We start from the raw sequence: 18160 nt of genomic DNA, 5'->3' as shown, positions 1-18160 counted from the left end.
ATTTGGGAGTGACTGCAGAGCATGTTCCGTAATTCGTATATTCAGCAGAACTCTGATATCCAGGCCGCAGGCGGCCTGGTCCCGATGGTTGTCGAGCAGTCCGCTCGTGGCGAGCGCGCCTACGACATCTACTCGCGCCTCCTCAAGGAGCGAGTGATCTTTCTGGTGGGCCCTGTAGAGGACTACATGGCCAACCTGATCTGTGCGCAACTGCTGTTCCTTGAAGCGGAAAACCCGGACAAGGACATCCATCTCTATATCAACTCCCCGGGCGGTTCGGTGACAGCCGGCATGTCGATCTACGACACCATGCAGTTCATCAAGCCTAACGTTTCAACCACTTGTATTGGCCAGGCATGCAGCATGGGCGCGTTCTTGCTGACAGCTGGTGCCCCAGGCAAGCGTTTCTGCCTGCCAAACTCCCGAGTGATGATTCACCAGCCACTGGGCGGTTTTCAGGGCCAGGCATCGGATATTGAAATCCATGCCAAGGAAATCCTCTTTATCCGTGAGCGTCTCAACACGCTGATGGCCAAGCATAGCGGGCGCACCCTGGAAGAAATCGAGCGCGATACCAATCGCGATAACTTCATGAGCGCCGAAGCTGCGCGTGAGTACGGGTTGATCGACGAAGTCATCAACCAGCGCCCCGCTTAAAATAAGCAGCTCAAAATAGGCATGGTCGGTTGTTCCGATCAGTGGCGGGCTTGAAAAAGCCCGCAATAGCCTTCATCTTGTGTTGCAAGCCTATCGGATTTGGATCGAACGAATGACTGACACCCGCAACGGCGAGGACAACGGCAAACTGCTTTATTGCTCCTTCTGTGGCAAAAGCCAGCATGAAGTGCGCAAATTGATTGCCGGCCCCTCGGTCTTTATCTGCGACGAGTGCGTCGACCTGTGCAATGACATCATCCGTGAGGAGGTGCAGGAAGCACAGGCCGAGAGCAGCGCGCATAAATTGCCTTCGCCTAAAGAAATCAGCGGCATCCTTGATCAGTACGTGATTGGTCAGGAGCGTGCAAAAAAGGTTCTAGCAGTAGCGGTGTACAACCACTACAAGCGTCTGAACCAGCGTGACAAGAAGAGTGACGACGTCGAACTTGGCAAGAGCAACATCTTGCTGATCGGCCCTACAGGTTCGGGTAAGACGCTGTTGGCCGAAACCCTGGCTCGCTTGTTGAATGTACCTTTCACCATCGCCGATGCCACTACCCTGACCGAAGCCGGTTATGTGGGGGAAGACGTCGAGAACATCATTCAGAAGTTGCTGCAGAAGTGCGACTACGACGTAGAGAAGGCCCAGATGGGCATTGTCTACATCGATGAGATCGACAAGATTTCCCGCAAGTCTGACAACCCTTCGATTACCCGGGATGTTTCCGGCGAAGGCGTTCAGCAAGCCCTGTTGAAGTTGATTGAAGGCACGGTTGCCTCCGTTCCTCCGCAAGGTGGTCGCAAGCATCCGCAGCAGGAATTCCTGCAGGTCGATACCCGTAACATCCTGTTCATCTGTGGTGGTGCGTTCTCGGGTCTGGAAAAGGTTATTCAAAACCGTTCCACCAAGGGCGGCATCGGTTTCAACGCAGAAGTTCGCAGCAAGGAAGAAGGCAAGAAAGTCGGTGAGTCCCTGCGTGAAGTCGAGCCTGACGATCTGGTCAAGTTCGGTCTGATCCCGGAATTCGTCGGTCGTCTGCCTGTCCTGGCGACCTTGGATGAGTTGGACGAAGCGGCATTGATTCAGATCCTCACCGAACCGAAGAACGCCTTGACCAAGCAGTACGCCAAGTTGTTCGAGATGGAAGGTGTTGACCTGGAGTTCCGTACCGATGCCTTGAAGTCCGTCGCCAAGCGAGCCCTTGAACGCAAGACTGGTGCTCGTGGCCTGCGCTCCATTCTTGAAGGTGTTCTGCTCGACACTATGTATGAAATCCCCTCGCAGTCCGAGGTGAGTAAAGTAGTGATCGACGAAAGCGTTATTGAAGGCAAGTCCCAGCCACTGTACATCTATGAGAACAGTGAGCCGACGGCCAAGGCGGCGCCAGACGCGTAAGCGTCGCGCTGTTGGAATGAAAGAAGGGGCCTTCGGGCCCCTTTGTTTTTAGCGCCTTAAAGTGCTGTCTTTGAGCTTGTTTTTTTTCCAGTCAGCCCCCATCTTGGTTTCAAGCTTACTTCCATCTGTTTACGGCCTTACGGCCGCCGTAGAGGCGAAATCATGAAGACAACCATCGAATTGCCTCTCCTGCCATTGCGTGATGTTGTGGTTTATCCGCACATGGTTATCCCGCTGTTCGTGGGGCGCGAGAAGTCGATCGAAGCCCTCGAGGCAGCGATGACGGGCGACAAGCAGATTCTCTTGCTGGCGCAGAGAAACCCTGCTGATGACGATCCCGGTGAAGATGCACTCTATCGCGTAGGTACCATTGCGACTGTCTTGCAGTTGCTCAAATTGCCTGATGGCACCGTCAAGGTATTGGTTGAAGGCGAACAGCGTGGTGCTGTTGAGCGCTTCAGCGAAGTTGATGGCCATTGCCGTGCCGAAGTCTCCCTGATTGACGAAGTCGATGCTCCTGACCGTGAGTCGGAAGTGTTTGTTCGCAGTCTGCTGTCCCAGTTCGAGCAGTACGTGCAACTGGGCAAGAAAGTCCCTGCCGAGGTGCTGTCGTCCCTCAATAGCATCGATGAGCCAAGCCGCCTGGTGGATACCATGGCTGCGCACATGGCGTTGAAGATCGAGCAGAAGCAGGAAATCCTCGAGATCATCGATCTGTCCGCTCGGGTCGAGCATGTCCTGGCATTGCTGGACGCCGAGATCGATCTGCTGCAAGTGGAAAAGCGCATCCGTGGTCGCGTCAAGAAGCAAATGGAGCGCAGCCAGCGCGAGTACTACCTGAATGAGCAGATGAAGGCCATTCAGAAAGAACTGGGTGATGGCGACGAAGGGCACAACGAAATCGAGGAGCTGAAAAAGCGTATCGATGCCGCAGGCCTGCCAAAAGACGCGATGACCAAGGCTCAGGCCGAACTGAACAAGCTCAAGCAGATGTCGCCGATGTCTGCCGAGGCTACTGTTGTTCGCTCGTATATCGACTGGCTGGTTCAGGTGCCGTGGAAGGCACAGAGCAAGGTTCGTCTCGATCTGGCACGTGCCGAAGATATTCTCGATGCCGACCACTATGGCCTGGAAGAGGTCAAGGAACGGATTCTCGAATACCTCGCCGTACAGAAACGGGTCAAAAAGATTCGTGGCCCGGTACTGTGCCTGGTGGGGCCTCCTGGGGTGGGTAAGACCTCCCTGGCGGAGTCGATCGCCAACGCTACCAACCGCAAGTTCGTACGCATGGCCCTGGGTGGCGTGCGTGACGAGGCGGAGATTCGTGGGCATCGTCGGACTTACATCGGTTCGATGCCAGGAAGATTGATTCAAAAGATGACAAAAGTGGGGGTGCGCAACCCACTGTTCTTGCTCGACGAAATCGACAAGATGGGCAGCGATATGCGCGGTGATCCGGCCTCGGCATTGCTCGAGGTGCTGGACCCTGAGCAGAACCATAATTTCAACGATCACTACCTGGAAGTCGATTACGACTTGTCCGATGTGATGTTCCTCTGCACCTCCAACTCGATGAATATTCCGCCGGCCTTGCTGGACCGGATGGAGGTGATTCGTCTGCCTGGCTACACCGAGGACGAGAAGATCAACATCGCGGTCAAGTACCTCTCGCCCAAGCAGATTCAAGCCAACGGCCTGAAGAAGGGCGAGCTGGAATTCGAGCCGGATGCGATCCGCGACATCATTCGCTACTACACCCGCGAGGCCGGTGTACGCGGCCTGGAGCGGCAGATTGCCAAGGTTTGCCGCAAGGCGGTGAAAGAGCATGCGATGGAAAAGCGCTTCTCGGTGAAGGTCACTTCCGACCTGCTGGAGCACTTCCTCGGCGTGCGCAAATTCCGCTACGGCCTGGCCGAGCAGCAAGACCAGATCGGTCAGGTGACCGGGTTGGCATGGACTCAAGTGGGCGGTGAACTGCTGACCATCGAAGCCGCTGTGGTTCCGGGCAAGGGCCAGTTGATCAAGACCGGTTCCCTGGGCGATGTGATGGTCGAGTCGATCACTGCAGCACTGACCGTGGTGCGCAGCCGGGCCAAGAGCCTGGGCATTCCCCTGGACTTCCACGAGAAGCGTGACACCCATATCCACATGCCTGAAGGGGCGACCCCGAAAGACGGCCCCAGCGCGGGTGTAGGCATGTGCACGGCGCTGGTTTCGGCGCTGACCGGCATTCCGGTGCGGGCTGATGTGGCAATGACGGGCGAGATCACTCTGCGTGGTCAGGTATTGGCTATCGGCGGGTTGAAAGAGAAATTACTCGCCGCTCATCGGGGTGGAATCAAGACAGTGATCATTCCGGAAGAGAATGTTCGCGATTTGAAAGAAATTCCTGACAATATCAAGCAGGATCTGCAGATTAAACCGGTTAAATGGATTGACGAAGTCCTGCAAATTGCGCTGCAATACGCGCCGGAGCCCTTGCCGGATGTGGCTCCCGAGATAGTCGCAAAGGACGAAAAACGCGAGTCTGACTCTAAGGAAAGAATTAGCACGCATTAGTACGCATTAGCCTGGGGGGCTTCCTTGACAGCTTTTTAGAGCCCTTGTTATAAAGCGGCTCTTAAGTGTCTGTAGGCCATTCAGCACTCGTTTTTGCTTTCACCAAAAAACTTAGAATCATACTCATAGATATATAAGGGGACTTAGAGTGAACAAGTCGGAACTGATTGATGCTATCGCTGCATCTGCTGATCTCCCGAAAGCTGCTGCTGGCCGTGCGCTGGACGCAGTAATCGAATCCGTTACTGGCGCTCTGAAGGCCGGTGACTCTGTGGTGCTGGTTGGTTTCGGTACTTTCTCCGTAACTGATCGTCCAGCGCGTATCGGTCGTAACCCACAGACCGGTAAGACTCTGGAAATCGCTGCTGCTAAAAAGCCAGGTTTCAAAGCCGGTAAAGCACTGAAAGAAGCCGTTAACTAAGTTTCTTCAGGGTCTTTGCCCATCCGGGTCGGGGTCATGCCTGATCTGGCAGCGGGGCGCTAGTCAACCGGTCTACCACCGGTTCACGCCGAGGGTCGCGGGTTTAACCTTCGTCCGCTCCGCCAGTTACGAGAAGGCGCATCCTCGGATGCGCCTTTCTTCTATCCGGACTCTACCCACGCTCCACGGTTGCTCAAATTGAAGTACAACCGTTTCTGGGGGACGCATGCTGCAGAATATCAGGGACAATTCACAAGGCTGGATTGCCAAAACCATCATCGGGGTTATCGTCGCGCTGTTGGCGTTGACGGGATTCGATGCCATTTTCAAGGCCACTACCCACAATCAGGACGCGGCCAAGGTCAACGGTGAGGAAATCACTCAGAACGAGTTGAGCCAGGCCGTCGACATGCAACGTCGTCAGTTGATGCAGCAGCTGGGCAAAGACTTCGATGCCTCCCTGCTGGACGAGAAGATGCTGCGCGAAGCTGCTCTCAAAGGGCTGATCGACCGCAAGCTGTTGCTGCAAGGTGCGCAGGATTCCAAGTTCGCGTTCTCCGAAGGTGCGCTGGACCAGGTCATTCTGCAAACGCCGGAGTTCCAGGTTGATGGCAAGTTCAGCCCCGAACGTTTCGACCAGGTGATCCGTCAACTGGGTTACACCCGCCTGCAATTTCGCCAGATGCTGACTCAGGAAATGCTGATCGGCCAGGTACGCGCCGGTCTGGCAGGCAGCGGTTTTGTCACCGACGCCCAGGTGCTGGCATTCGCCCGTCTGGAAAAGCAGACCCGTGACTTCGCTTCCCTGACCATCAAGGCCGACCCGGCAGCGGTCAAGTTGACCGACGACGAGGTCAAGGCGTACTACGACCAGCACGCCAAGGAGTTCATGACTCCGGACCAGGTGGTGATTGATTACATCGAATTGAAGAAGGCCGCCTTCTTCGATCAGGTCAGCGTCAAGGACGAGGACCTGCAAGCGCTGTATCAGAAGGAAATTGCCAACCTGTCCGAGCAACGCCGCGCCGCGCACATCCTCATCGAAGTCAATGACAAGGTGAATGAGGCCCAGGCCAAGGCCAAGATCGAAGAGATCCAGGCACGTCTGGCCAAGGGCGAAAGCTTCGAGGCACTGGCCAAGGAGTTCTCCCAGGACCCGGGTTCGGCCAGCAACGGCGGCGACCTGGGTTTCGCAGGTCCTGGCGTCTATGATCCAACCTTCGAGAAAGCCCTGTACGCCTTGAACAAGGACCAGGTATCGGCGCCGGTACGTACCGACTTCGGTTTCCACCTGATCAAGCTACTGGGTGTCGAAGCGCCGGAAGTGCCGAGCTTCGCCAGCCTCAAGGGCAAGCTGACCCGGGATCTGAAGACCCAGCAGGTCGAGCAGCGTTTCGTCGAGGCCACCAAGCAACTGGAAGACTCGTCGTTCGAAGCGTCCGATCTGGCACAACCGGCCCAGGACCTGAAGCTGACTGTCCACACTTCCGCGCCATTCGGCCGTGAAGGTGGTGACGGCATCGCAGCCAACCGCGCCGTGATACAAGCGGCGTTCAGCACCGAAGTCCTCGATGAGGGTGCCAATAGCACCGCCATCGAACTGGACCCGGAAACCGTGGTAGTGCTGCGTGCCAAGGAGCACCGCAAACCTGAGCAACTGCCACTGGAAAGCGTTGCCAGTGCCATTCGCACGCAATTGGCCAAAGAGCACGCCAGTGCCGCGGCCAAGACCAAGGCTGAAGAGCTGATCGCCAGCCTGCGCGACGGCAAGACCGCGCTGAACAAGCCGGTGGATGGCCAGGACTGGAAAGTCGCGCACGCCGTGACCCGTGGCCAGGAAGGGATCGATCCGACCGTGCTGCAGGCGCTGTTCCGCATGACCAAGCCTGAGTCCAAGGACAAACCGACCTTCACCAGCGTGACCCTGCCTAATGGCAACCTGTTGGTGCTGCAGCTCAATGGTGTCAACGAAGCCGCTGCGCCGACCGAGGAAGAGAAGGCTCAATACCGTCGCTTCCTGGCCTCGCGGGTAGGGCAGCAAGACTTTGCCGCCTACCGCAAGCAGCTGGAAAACCAGGCGGACATCAAGCGTTACTGATGCCTGACCCACAGTGTTGAAAAGACCCCGGCCGCAATGCCGGGGTCTTTTTTTGGGCTGGAAAAAACCTCAGCCAAGGGCGTTCTTCCAGCGTTTGCGTGCATGCAGGTAGGCCGCCTGATCGTTGTAGCCCAACTGCAGGGCAATCTGGGCCCGGGATTCGCCTTGCAGTTGCAGGTGCATTTCCAGCTCGGCGCGGGTCTGGTCGAGCAATTCGCGAAAGCTCAACCCCTGTTCGTCCAGGCGTCGCCGAAGCGTTCGCGGGGTTTGATGCAGTTGCGCGCAAAGGCTTTCCAGGGTTGGTGAGTGGCCGGCGGCCAGGGCCTGGCGACAAGCCGCTGCCACCTTGGCGGCCCAACCGCTCTGTCGCCGGTGCAGGGCCACCCGTCGATCCAGCTCCTCGCTCAGCAGTTCCAGCATGCCGGCGTGGCGGGTTTGCAGCGGCAGTTGCAGGGTTTGCGGGTCGAAGTAGAAACGGTTGGCCGGGCAATCGAATTCGATCCGCTCGCCGAACCAGTGATGGTACTGCGCGTGATAGGCCGGGCGCGGATGGCTGAAGCAGGCCAGTACCGGCAGCACTGCAAGGCCGGTGCCACGGCGCAACTGAGTGATGGACATGACGCCATAGTGCTCGATCAGGTAGCGGCCGAGTTGCGCCGATGTGTCGATATCAACCTCGACACCGGCCCCCCGGGTATCCGCCACCAGCTGTACCCGGTCGGTATCCGAACCCAAGGGCGCGTAGCGCACCCAGAACGCCATGGACGCGGCGACATCCGGACAGTACAGGCTGGCGTGGGCGATCACGTGCCAGTCCTGGGGGGTGAAGCGTTCGAACAGCTTGAGGCCGATGGCCGGCTCCAGCGCTGCCGCGGCGCGCCACAGCTGCTCCAGCTGCAGCAGGTTGTAGTCCTGCTGGGGGCCGGTGTTCTGGTCATCGAGAAAGCGTTGCAGGACTTCACCCAGGCGCCCGCGATGGAAACGCGGGGCCATGCCCTTGGCCGGATCTCGCGGAATTCTGTCCAGTTCGCGCATAGAGCGGGCTGCCTTGCTGATCTCTAATGGTGGGGCGATGCCCACAAGGATAAGAGCGAGAATGCCATGAACCACGACCTGCTGACCAACAACCCGCTGCTGATCGTTTCGGCGATCTTTGTGTTTTTCATCCTCCTGGAAATCACCTGTTCGGCCTTTGGCCAACCTCGCGGCCAGCGCCGTGATGTGTTGATCGAGGCGGTGGGCTCAAGCCTGTTGCTCGGTGTGACCTTTCCCCTGGTGATGTGGGCCAGCGGCGCGCTCATGCAGCTATCGCTGCCCGAAGCAAAGGGAGCACTGGCACAGATCCCCTGGGTACTCGGCCTGCTGCTGTTCCTGGTCTTCGATGACATGACCCAGTACTGGTGGCACCGATTGACCCACCGCGTACCGGCGCTGTACGCGTTGCATCGCGCGCACCATTCGGCGCCCTACATGAGCATTCGCATCGTCTACCGCAACAACAGCTTCTATTACCTGCTGATGCCCGGCATCTGGTTCTCGGGAGTGCTGATTTATCTGGGGCTGGCGCCGGTCTACTACGGTTACCTGATTCTCAAGATGACGGTGATCTTCGCCGCTCACAGCAGTGTGGCCTGGGATGACAAGCTGTACCGCATCGGTTTTCTGCGGCCGCTGATGTGGTTGCTGGAGCGGGTCTTTTCTACGCCGTCCACCCATTCGGCGCACCACGGCCTGAGCGCCGAGGATGGTGTGACCCATTACAAGGGCAACTTCGGCAACCTGCTGTTCCTCTGGGATGTGCTGTTTGGTACGGCGAAGATCACTCGGCGCCGGCCCGTTGCCTATGGCATCGAACACTTGGCACCCGTGAGCTGGACGCAAGAGTTGTTCTGGCCGCTGGTACGCAGCCGTAAAGCCCGCTCCAGTGCAGGGGCGAAGGTAGAGGGCGCCTTGCCGGCGAACCCTGCTTCGCAAGGCTAGGCATTCTTTCACGAGCCCTGGTGCTGGAGCCCCGGCCACCCGAGCCGGGAGCCGGATTTTAAGCCCGGGCAGGGAAGCCCTGGCGTCGGGCGTTCATCGCCACTAGCAGGGTCACCAGCAACAGGGCGGCAATCACCCAGGGGAAGGTGGCCACGCCCGGCCCCTGCAGCAGCAGCGCGCCGCCCAGGCCGCCACCGGCGATTGCCAGGTTCCACAGGGTCACCAGCATCGACTGCGCAGTATCGGCGTGCTCGCCGGCGGCCTTGGCCAGCGCAGTCTGCAGCAAGGTGGCCATGCCGCCAAAGGACAGCCCCCAGATAGCGATTGCCCCATAGATTGCCAGTGGCCGGTCGCCGAGCAGGCCCAGCAGCAGGGTCGAGCCGATAAACAGCAGACAGCTGGCCAGTACCAGCTCACGCAGCCAGCGGTCGATCAGCAGGCCCACCAGCCAGATGCTCAGCAAGGCGGCCAGGCCGAACACCAGCAACACCCGCTCGATTTCCCCGCCAAGCCCGGCCGGCTCAAGAAAAGGCGCGATGTAGGTGTAGAGAATGTTGTGGCCCAGCACATAGGCGAAGGTCACGAACAGCACCGGCCGGATCCCCGGCAGGGTCAGGACACGACTCAGCGACAGCCGCTTCTGCGCCCGCAGCCCGGGGAAGTCCGGCACTTGCACCAGTACCCAGCCGATCAGGCCCAGGGTCAGCACAGTCATCACGGCGAAACTCATGCGCCAGCCCAGCAGGGCGCCCAGCCAGGTCCCGGCGGGCATGCCCACCGACAGCGCCAGCGGCGCGCCGAGCATGGCCAGGGTAATCGCCCGGCCCTGCAAGTGTGGCGCCACCATGCGGCTGGCATAACCTGCCACTAGGGCCCAGAGCAAGCCGGCGAAGACTCCGGCAAAGAAGCGCGCCACCAGGATCAGGCTGTATTCGGTGGAGAGGGCCGTGATGCTGTTGACCACGGCGAAACCGCCGATGGCGATCAGCAGCAGGGGCCGGCGCCGCCAGCCCTGGGTGAGGAGGATCAGCGGAATGGCCGCCAGCAGTGAGCCCAGGGCGTAGACGGTCACCAGTTGGCCGATCAGCGCTGCAGACACGCCCAGGTCGGCACTCATCTGCGGTAGCAGGCCGGCGGGCAGGGTTTCGGTCATCAGGGTGATGAACCCGGCAGTGGCCAGGGCCAGCAGGCCGCCGACAGGCAGGCGTTCGTGGGTTGTGGCAGGTACTTGCAAGGGTTCGCAGGCATTGACGCAATTGCTCATGGAAAGGCCCCGATGGGTGGGTTCGGAAGTGAGGGGCCTAGGGTAGGGCGCTGTTCATGGCGGAAAAATAGGCTAAGGTTCCGAACTTATCGGACACAGGTGTCCTTAATTTCGGAGCGGCGCGATGGACTGGCTCGGCAGTATCCCGGTATTTATGCAGGTGGCGGAAACCCGCAGCTTCACCGAAGCGGGGCGCCTTCTGGGAGTCTCTTCCTCGGCGGTTGGCAAAAGTATTGCCCGTCTGGAGGAGCGCCTGGAGACTCGTCTGTTTCATCGCACCACCCGCAGCATCAGCCTCACCGCCGAAGGCGCCGGATTCCTCGAACGCTGCCGCAGGATCGCCGCCGAAGTCGAGGCGGCGGAGTTCCAGCTATGTGACTCTTCCAGCGCGCCGGTGGGCAAGCTGCGGGTCAGCGCGCCGCAGGTCCATGGGTTGTTGATGCCGGTACTGGCCGAGTTCATGCAACGCTATCCGCAGATCGAGCTGGATATCGACCTCTCCGATCGCATGGTGGATGTGGTGGAAGAGGGTTTCGACCTGGTAGTGCGCACCGGCAACCCCAAGGACTCGCGGTTGCTGGCCCGGCAGCTGGGGCGCTTTCGCATGGTGCTGGTGGGCAGCCCCGGCTATTTCCAGCAGCGTGGCGTGCCGCAGACCCCGCAGGAATTGCGCAGTCACTCCTGCCTGCGGCATACCTTTCACCACACCGGCAAGCTCGAGGCCTGGCCCTTCAAGGTTCAAGCGGATGCGCCGGAGCCGGTGCTGCCCACTCGCCTGACCAGCAGCTCCATCGAGGCGGTGGAGCACGCGGCGCGCAGCGGGCTGGGCATTGCCTGCCTGCCGGACTTCATGGTCCAGGCCGCGGTGCGCCGTGGCGAGTTGCAAACCGTGCTCGACCCATACCTGGAGCACAACGGCGCCTTCTGGGTGTTGTGGCCCTCGAGCCGGCATGCAGCGGCCAAGCTGCGGGTGCTGATCGAGCACTTGAGCGAGCGACTTTTTCCGGCAAACAGTGGTCAGTAAACTGATGAGAGATTTAAGGCACCAATTACCCGCGCTGCGGGACGCTGATCTGTTGCACAATACGCGCCGGAGCGTTTTCCTCAGGATTCTCGATGTTTAAATCATTTCATCTGCGCGCCACGGCCGGGGTGTTGCTGCTGTCTGCGGTGGCCGGCTGTTCGTCGCACAAGACCGCCATCTACGAGCACGAAAGCTTCGATGATTCCGGCACGTTTTCGCGCAATTACCCGGTGAGCGATGCCGCCTCCTGTGAGGCCGCGCGGCGTGCCCTGCTCAGCCAGGGCTACATCATCACCAGCAACGATCCGAAGCTGGTCAGCGGCCACAAGAGCTTCCAGCAGACCGGCGAGACCCACCTGGAAATCAGCTTCAACGTGGTTTGTGCCCAGGACGGCAGCGGCGACCAGCGTTCGACGATGTTCGCCAACGCCCTGCAGGATCGCTATGCGCTGAAGAAGGTGAACAACTCGGCCAGCCTCGGCGTGGGCGTGCTGGGCTCGGTGTCGATGCCGATCGGCTCTACCGATGATTCGATGGTCAAGGTGGCCAGCGAAACCGTGTCCTCGGCCAAGTTCTATGACCGCTATTTCGCCCTGGTGGAGTTGTTCCTGCCCCAGGAAGCGAAGAAGGCGGCGCATATCGAAGAGAAACCCAAGGCCGACCTCGGGGTTCCCGAGAACAAGCCCGAGGCGCCAGCCAAGCCCGAGCCCAAGGCGCAGCCAGTGGTCGAGCCTGCCCCTGTGGCCGCGCCGGCACCCGCCACCGAGCCTGAGCCTGCGGTCTCGCAACCCCTGGCTCCTCCGGTCGAGGCGGCGCCGATAGTGCCGGCAGCCAGCAGCGAGCCAGCGCCCGCCACACAAACCGTCACGCCGCCACCGGCCAGCAACCTGCCGCCGCCCAGCGAGCCGATTCCGGCCCTGCCGAGCAGCGGGCACTAAGGCTCCTAGACCGAGCTCGGGTCGACTTTTTCAGCGTCGATCCGATAGCGGCTCAAGGCTTCGCCGACCTGGCTGTAGGGTATCTCCCCGTCATCGGCCAGGGCTTTCAACGCCGCCAGGGCGATGAAATGCCGGTCCACCTCGAACAACTGCCGCAGGTTTTCCCGGGTATCGGACTGGCCGAAGCCGTCGGTGCCCAGGGCGACGAAGCGCCGACCCTCGACGAAGGGGCGGATCTGGTCGGCGAACAGTTTCATGTAGTCGGTGGCCACCACCAGCGGGCCTTGATGGCCTTCCAGGCATTGCTCGACATAGGCCGCTCGCCGAGGCTGCTGCGGATGCAGCAGGTTCCAGCGCTCCGCCGCCAGGCCCTGGCGGCGAAGTTCGGTGAGGCTGGTGGCACTCCAGATGTCGCTCTGCACCCCGAAGTCCTTCTCCAGCAGCTGCCCGGCGGCGATCACCTCGCGCAGGATCGAGCCGCTGCCCATCAGTTGCACCCGCGGGGCTTTGGCGCCCTGGGCGGTGCTTGAGCTGAAGCGGTACAAGCCCTTGAGAATGCCCTCGCGAGCACCTTCGGGCATGGCCGGTTGCGGGTAGTTTTCGTTGAGCAGGGTGATGTAGTAATACACATCCTCCTGCTGCACATACATGCGCTGCATGCCTTCATGGATGATCACCGCCAGTTCATAGGCGAAGGTCGGGTCGTAGGAGATGCAGCAGGGAATCACCGAGGCGAGGATATGGCTGTGGCCGTCGTCGTGCTGCAGGCCTTCGCCCATCAGCGTGGTGCGCCCGGACGTGGCGCCCAGCAGGAAGCCCCGGGCCCGCGCATCGCCGGCGGCCCAGGCCAGGTCACCGATCCTTTGGAAGCCGAACATCGAATAGAAGATGTAGAAGGGCAGGGTCATGACCTGGTGGTTGCTGTAGGAGGTACTGGCGGCGATCCATGAGGAAATCGCCCCGGATTCGTTCAGGCCCTCCTGCATGATCTGGCCGTCCTTGCTCTCCTTGTAGTAGCTCAGTTGCCCGGCATCCTGTGGGGTATAGAGCTGGCCCACCGCCGAGTGGATGCCGATCTGGCGGAACAGGCTTTCCATGCCGAAGGTGCGCGACTCGTCAGGCACGATCGGCACCACCCGCTTGCCGATCTGCGGGTCCTTGAGCAGGGTGCCGAGGATGCGCACGAAGGCCATGGTGGTGGAGATCGCCCGGTCGCCGGTGTCCTTGAGCTGGGTGGCGAAGGCTTCCAGGGCCGGGATCTGCAGCGGTGCGCAGTCGTTGTAGCGAGCCGGCACATAGCCCCCCAGGCGGCTGCGACAGGCTGCGAAGTAACGGCCTTCCGTGCTGTCCGCCGCGGGCTTGAGGTAGGGCATTTCAGCCAGTTGCTCATCGCTGACCGGCAGTTCGAAGCGATCACGGAAGGCCTTCACTGCCTCGGCCCCCATCTTCTTCAGCTGGTGGTTGATGTTCTGGCCTTCGCCGGCCTCGCCCATGCCGAAGCCCTTGACGGTTTTCGCCAGGATCACCGTGGGCCGGCCGCTGTGGCGTACTGCGGCGGCATAGGCGTTGTAGACCTTGAGCGGGTCGTGGCCGCCCCGGGAGAGCTTCCAGATCTGCTCGTCCGAGAGATCGGCCACCAGCTCCAGCAATTGCGGGTACTTGCCGAAGAAATGCTCGCGTACATAGGCGCCGTTCTGCGACTTGTAGTTCTGATAGTCGCCATCCACGCACTCCATCATGCGCTGGCGCAGCAGGCCGCTGCGGTCCTTCTCCAGCAGCGCGTCCCAGCCGCTGCCCCAGATCACCTTGATCACGTTCCAGCCGGCGGCGCGGTACAGGCTTTCGAACTCCTGGATGACCTTGGCGTTGCCCCGTACCGGGCCATCGAGGCGTTGCAGGTTGCAGTTGACGACGAAGATCAGGTTGTCGAGTTTCTCCCGCCCGGCCAGGGAAATCGCCGCCAGGGATTCGGGCTGGTCCATTTCGCCGTCGCCGAGGAAGGCCCAGACCTTGCGCCCCTGGTGCTGCTTGAGCCCGCGCAGTTCCAGGTAGCGCATGAAACGCGCCTGATAGGCCGCGGTGATCGGCCCCAGGCCCATGGATACAGTGGGGAACTGCCAGAAGTCCGGCATCAGCCTGGGGTGCGGATAGGAGGAAATGCCCTGGCCGTCGGCCTCGCGGCGGAAGTTGTCGAGCTGGGCGGCGCTGATCCGGCCTTCCAGGTAGGCGCGGCCGTAGATGCCTGGGGAGGAGTGGCCCTGAATGTACACCATGTCACCGTCGAAGCTGTCGCTGCGGCCGCGGAAGAAATGATCGAAACCCACGTCGTAGAGCACGGCTGCCGAAGCATAGGTGGCGATGTGGCCGCCCACGCCCGAATGCTTGCCGGCGCGCAGCACCATGGCCATGGCGTTCCAGCGGATCATCGCGTTGAGCTTGCGCTCGGTCTCCAGGTCGCCGGGGTAGGGCAGCTGCCGATCGGGGGCAATGGTGTTGATGTAGGGCGTGGTCACCCGGCCATGGAAGTCGCCGTGGCGTGCCACGTCGAAATCCAGCAACTGGTCGATCAGGTAATGGGCCCGCGGGCGACCTTCCACCGTCAGCACCGACTCCAGAGAGTCGAGCCACTCGCGGGTTTCCTGGGGATCGTTATCGAGGGTTGCACTGTTGTTCTGGGTCATACCTGGCTCCGTGTTGGGCGGGGTTCCAGCGCGCGGATTCTTGTGGAATCGGAGGGTATTCGGCGCCGGGAAAAGTAATTGCAATTGCAACTACATGGCCGAATCTATCCCGGCATGCGCTACTATTGCAACCCTTCTTCAAACCTTCGGATGGTGTGGCATGTCTTCAAAAGAGCCCGATGTCTGGTTCCGTTTTGTCAGGGCTCACCGGACGGTGATTCGCGAAATCGAGCGCCGCCTGGCCCAGGCCGGCTTGCCGGCGTACGCCTGGTACGACGCCCTCTGGGGCCTGGAAAGCGGCGCCGAAGGTACCCGGCGCATGCACGAATTGGCCGATGTGCTGGCCATCGAGCGCTACAACCTCACACGCCTGGTGGATCGCCTGGAAAAAGACGGCCTGGTGCAGCGCTCGCGCTGTGAGGGCGATGGTCGCGCGGCCTTTGTCAGCATCACCGACGAAGGCCGAAAGCTGCGCAAGAAGATGTGGAAAATCTACGAGGCGACAGTGGCCGAGCTGTTTCTCTCGCAACTGGACAGCGAGCAGAAACACGCCTTTGCCGATGCCCTGGAACGCACCGCGACCCTGGCTCGGGCGGCGGCCAATGGTGGCGACACAGGCTCCAGGGGCTGAGCCCGGTACCGTCAGGGCAGGCCATAGGTCGCCATGGCCTGTTCCACGCATTGCATGGGCAATTGCCCAGCGTCTGCCAGGCTCTTGAGCGCCAGCACGGCGATCCAGCGAGCCTCGGGGCAGCGGCCGCGTCGCGGGTCGCGGGCGGCATCGAAGGAGTCGGTGCCCAGGGCCACCAGCTCGGCCTTGAGGTGAGGGCGTAGCTGTTCGGCCACCGCCTGGCCGTAGCCAGTCACTGCAATCACGGGCGCCGAGTCATCCGCCAGGCAGCGCTGCAGGTGTGAGCCGCGCTTCTCCTGCCCAGGATGCAGGCGATTCCAATGCTGCGCCGCAGCCGCTTCCCGCGCCAGGCGGGTGTAGCTGGGGCAACTCCAGAGCTGGCTGGCCACCTTCCAATCACGCTGCAGCAGATCCGCCGCGGCCCTGACCTGGGCAAACGCCCGGCCGGCGCCCAGCAGTCGCACGCGCCCCGCCGCTGGGTGGGCAGTGGTGTCCGTCACCTTGTACATCCCCTGCAATGCGGCTTGCCGTTGCTCGGGCGTCAGTTCCAGTTGCAGCTCATGGTCATGCAGGGCCAGGTAGTAGAAGCCTGGCTGGCCCTCGATATACAGGCGTTGCAGGGCCTCCAGGATAATCGCCTCGGCCTCCGCGCCAGTGGCCGGGTCGAATGGCAGGCAGTGCGGGTTGTGGGCCAGCCACAACGCCAGTGACGGGTCGGCACCCTTGGGCCATGGGGAGGTTTGGGTCTCACTGTCGTTGCACAGGATGCCCCGCGCCGCGGTCTCGGCGCTGACCGCGCACAACTGCGCCGAAGAACTGCAGCGGTGCAGATAGAGCAGGGGTTTTTCCGCGCTGTCGGTGGAGAACCACAATGGCCAGGCGCTGATCCGGGTACTCCTTTGTGGTGCGCTGTGGCTGCGCACCACAAAGGACTGGCGTGCGGTGCGCCGGTCCAGCTCCAGGGTATTGGCCATCTCCAGCACGGTGTTGAGTGGCGAACCGCCAGGGGGGCGGGCGCTCCTGAGCAGGTCCAGGCAGGCCTGGGCCGCCTGTTGCGCGAGGGCCTTGTGGCGAGTGGGGAAAAGTGAGGATGGGTTCATGCTCGGCGCCGTCCGCAAGGGGGGAGAGCGGCTACCCTAACGGATTGGCAAATATGATTGCAATTGCAATCGTTGCAGTTGCATCTGTGTTCGAGGGTTAAATTCCTCACGGGCTGTTACGTTTTAATGATAGAAATCCTGACCTGGGGGGTAGTATTTTTTCTGTCATCCCGGCACTTTATGCTGATCCCGATGGTCATTAGGCACAGGGCTATTGAACAAGGTCTTTCAACAACGGAAAAAGGAGTCCGCCATGGACGAATACCAAGAGGAACTGCTGGAGTATCAGGCTTTCGAGCTGGATCCTCTGGAACCTGCTGAAGACGCCACCGAGCTGTAACGCCGGTGGCGTTTTTTTTTACCGTTTCTCTAGCCGAATTGTCGGTGGCTGCGGCGAAAATCCCCGGGGGTCTGGCCATTCCAGCGCTTGAAGGCCCGTTGAAACGCCTCGGCTGAGGCAAAGCCCAGCAGATAGGCAATCTCCCCGAACGCCAGTTCAGTATCGCGAATGTAGGTCATGGCCAGGTCGCGGCGGGTGTCATTGAGAATCGCCCGGAACTGCGTCCCTTCTTCCGCCAGCTTGCGCCGCAGGGTCCAGGTCGGCAGCTTCAGGCGCATCGCCACTTCTTCCAGGCCCGGCTCGCGACCGCCATTGAGCAACGGCCCCAGCATCTGAATGATGCGTTCGCGCAGGCTGCGGGTGCGGGTCAGTTGTTCCAGTTCTCTCTCGCACAACTGCACCAGATGCCGCCAGGTGCTCGGGCAATGCTGCGGGTTGCGCAGGCCCAGGCTGGCCTGGCTCAGGCGCAGCTGGTTCTGTTCGGCGCCGAACTGGATAGGCGTGGGGCCGAGTACCGCATAGGCCTCGTGGTAGTCCGGGCGCTGGAATTCGATATCGATCTGTTCGGCGTGGATCGCCTGGTCGGCGACGCTGGACAACTGCTGCAGCCAGCCGGAGATGATCGAGTCCACCACGAAGCGGTTGTAGGCGTTGTACGGGCTGATGGAGTAGAAGCACAGCCAGGCGCCGCTGGCATCCTCGTGAAAGCTCGACTGGCCGCGATAGTTGGAGCCATACAGAGCTTCGAAGCGGGTCAGGCAGCGGGCGGCTTCGCGCACGGTGGGGGCCTGGGCTGCGGTCACTCCGGCCAGGCCGGCCTGGCTCAGCCGGCTCAGGCGGCCCATGCGCAAGCCCAGGGCCGGGTCTCCGGTCAGCTGGATCGCCCCGTGGCCAAGGCGCATGTAGCGCGGGATTGACAGCCGCGCTCCGGCTTCGCCCAGGCGCGCGGCGTCCAGGGCGTACTGTTCCAGCAAGGGGGTGGGGTCCTGCCCGTAGCTGAGGACCGCATCCACCAGGCTATGGACGAAGCCCACCGACAAATCGCCCAGGCGCATCGGTGGGGTTTTCATT

At 61.1% G+C, this 18160-nt stretch carries 15 protein-coding genes; 10 read left to right on the top strand and 5 right to left on the bottom strand.

What is annotated here, in order from left to right:
• The first annotated feature begins 21 nt into the window (after positions 1–21).
• The 5 genes from clpP to AC1RMG_RS20915 all read left to right on the top strand — a co-directional run bounded on the left by clpP (position 22) and on the right by AC1RMG_RS20915 (position 7131).
• Positions 22–657 (top strand): ATP-dependent Clp endopeptidase proteolytic subunit ClpP, encoded by a 636-nt coding sequence (clpP, locus tag AC1RMG_RS20935; RefSeq protein ID WP_011062274.1) that lies wholly within the window; start codon positions 22–24, stop codon positions 655–657.
• Between the two features lie 112 nt (positions 658–769).
• Positions 770–2053, top strand: coding sequence for an ATP-dependent Clp protease ATP-binding subunit ClpX (clpX, locus tag AC1RMG_RS20930; RefSeq protein ID WP_011062273.1), 1284 nt, complete (start codon positions 770–772; stop codon positions 2051–2053).
• 162 nt (positions 2054–2215) lie between these two features.
• Positions 2216–4612, top strand: coding sequence for an endopeptidase La (lon, locus tag AC1RMG_RS20925; protein ID WP_011062272.1), 2397 nt, complete (start codon positions 2216–2218; stop codon positions 4610–4612).
• A gap of 148 nt (positions 4613–4760) precedes the next feature.
• Positions 4761–5033 (top strand): HU family DNA-binding protein, encoded by a 273-nt coding sequence (locus AC1RMG_RS20920; RefSeq protein WP_011062271.1) that lies wholly within the window; start codon positions 4761–4763, stop codon positions 5031–5033.
• Between the two features lie 226 nt (positions 5034–5259).
• A complete protein-coding gene (locus tag AC1RMG_RS20915) occupies positions 5260–7131 on the top strand; it encodes a SurA N-terminal domain-containing protein (protein WP_015636349.1) in 1872 nt (623 codons plus the stop codon).
• 69 nt (positions 7132–7200) lie between these two features.
• Here AC1RMG_RS20915 and AC1RMG_RS20910 read toward each other — a convergent pair whose 3' ends face one another.
• Positions 7201–8166, bottom strand: coding sequence for an AraC family transcriptional regulator ligand-binding domain-containing protein (locus AC1RMG_RS20910; protein ID WP_493170142.1), 966 nt, complete (start codon positions 8164–8166; stop codon positions 7201–7203).
• Positions 8167–8232: 66 nt separating this feature from the next.
• Here AC1RMG_RS20910 and AC1RMG_RS20905 point away from each other — a divergent pair, with 66 nt between their 5' ends.
• Complete coding sequence (locus AC1RMG_RS20905) at positions 8233–9111, top strand: sterol desaturase family protein (protein ID WP_015636347.1); 879 nt, start codon at positions 8233–8235, stop codon at positions 9109–9111.
• A gap of 58 nt (positions 9112–9169) precedes the next feature.
• Here AC1RMG_RS20905 and AC1RMG_RS20900 read toward each other — a convergent pair whose 3' ends face one another.
• Positions 9170–10375: an MFS transporter gene (locus AC1RMG_RS20900; protein ID WP_047337323.1), complete on the bottom strand. Its 1206-nt coding sequence runs from the start codon at positions 10373–10375 to the stop codon at positions 9170–9172.
• Positions 10376–10499: 124 nt separating this feature from the next.
• On the opposite strand from AC1RMG_RS20900, the gene AC1RMG_RS20895 reads away from it, so the two are divergent.
• Positions 10500–11399, top strand: coding sequence for a LysR family transcriptional regulator (locus tag AC1RMG_RS20895; RefSeq protein ID WP_011062266.1), 900 nt, complete (start codon positions 10500–10502; stop codon positions 11397–11399).
• A gap of 92 nt (positions 11400–11491) precedes the next feature.
• Positions 11492–12337, top strand: a complete 846-nt coding sequence (locus tag AC1RMG_RS20890; protein ID WP_015636345.1) for a DUF2242 domain-containing protein — start codon at positions 11492–11494, stop codon at positions 12335–12337.
• Between the two features lie 5 nt (positions 12338–12342).
• On the opposite strand, the gene aceE is transcribed toward AC1RMG_RS20890, so the two are convergent.
• A complete protein-coding gene (gene aceE, locus AC1RMG_RS20885) occupies positions 12343–15018 on the bottom strand; it encodes a pyruvate dehydrogenase (acetyl-transferring), homodimeric type (RefSeq protein WP_053152755.1) in 2676 nt (891 codons plus the stop codon).
• Between the two features lie 160 nt (positions 15019–15178).
• Here aceE and AC1RMG_RS20880 point away from each other — a divergent pair, with 160 nt between their 5' ends.
• Positions 15179–15649, top strand: a complete 471-nt coding sequence (locus AC1RMG_RS20880; protein WP_053152753.1) for a MarR family winged helix-turn-helix transcriptional regulator — start codon at positions 15179–15181, stop codon at positions 15647–15649.
• Between the two features lie 11 nt (positions 15650–15660).
• On the opposite strand, the gene AC1RMG_RS20875 is transcribed toward AC1RMG_RS20880, so the two are convergent.
• Positions 15661–16749 carry a transketolase-like TK C-terminal-containing protein gene (locus tag AC1RMG_RS20875; RefSeq protein WP_065363211.1) on the bottom strand — a complete coding sequence of 363 codons (1089 nt, stop codon included), beginning with the start codon at positions 16747–16749 and terminating at the stop codon, positions 15661–15663.
• A 214-nt stretch (positions 16750–16963) separates the two neighbouring features.
• On the opposite strand from AC1RMG_RS20875, the gene AC1RMG_RS20870 reads away from it, so the two are divergent.
• On the top strand, positions 16964–17089 hold the full coding sequence (locus tag AC1RMG_RS20870) for a hypothetical protein (protein ID WP_011062261.1): 126 nt from the start codon (positions 16964–16966) through the stop codon (positions 17087–17089).
• A gap of 29 nt (positions 17090–17118) precedes the next feature.
• Here the strand turns inward: AC1RMG_RS20870 and AC1RMG_RS20865 are convergent, their stop codons facing one another.
• Complete coding sequence (locus AC1RMG_RS20865; protein WP_019093770.1) at positions 17119–18159, bottom strand: AraC family transcriptional regulator; 1041 nt, start codon at positions 18157–18159, stop codon at positions 17119–17121.
• Between the last annotated feature and the right edge of the window lies 1 nt (position 18160).

This window comes from Pseudomonas sp. GW822-FHT04H02 (assembly GCF_058800645.1).
This window is presented reverse-complemented; position numbering and strand designations above follow the sequence as displayed.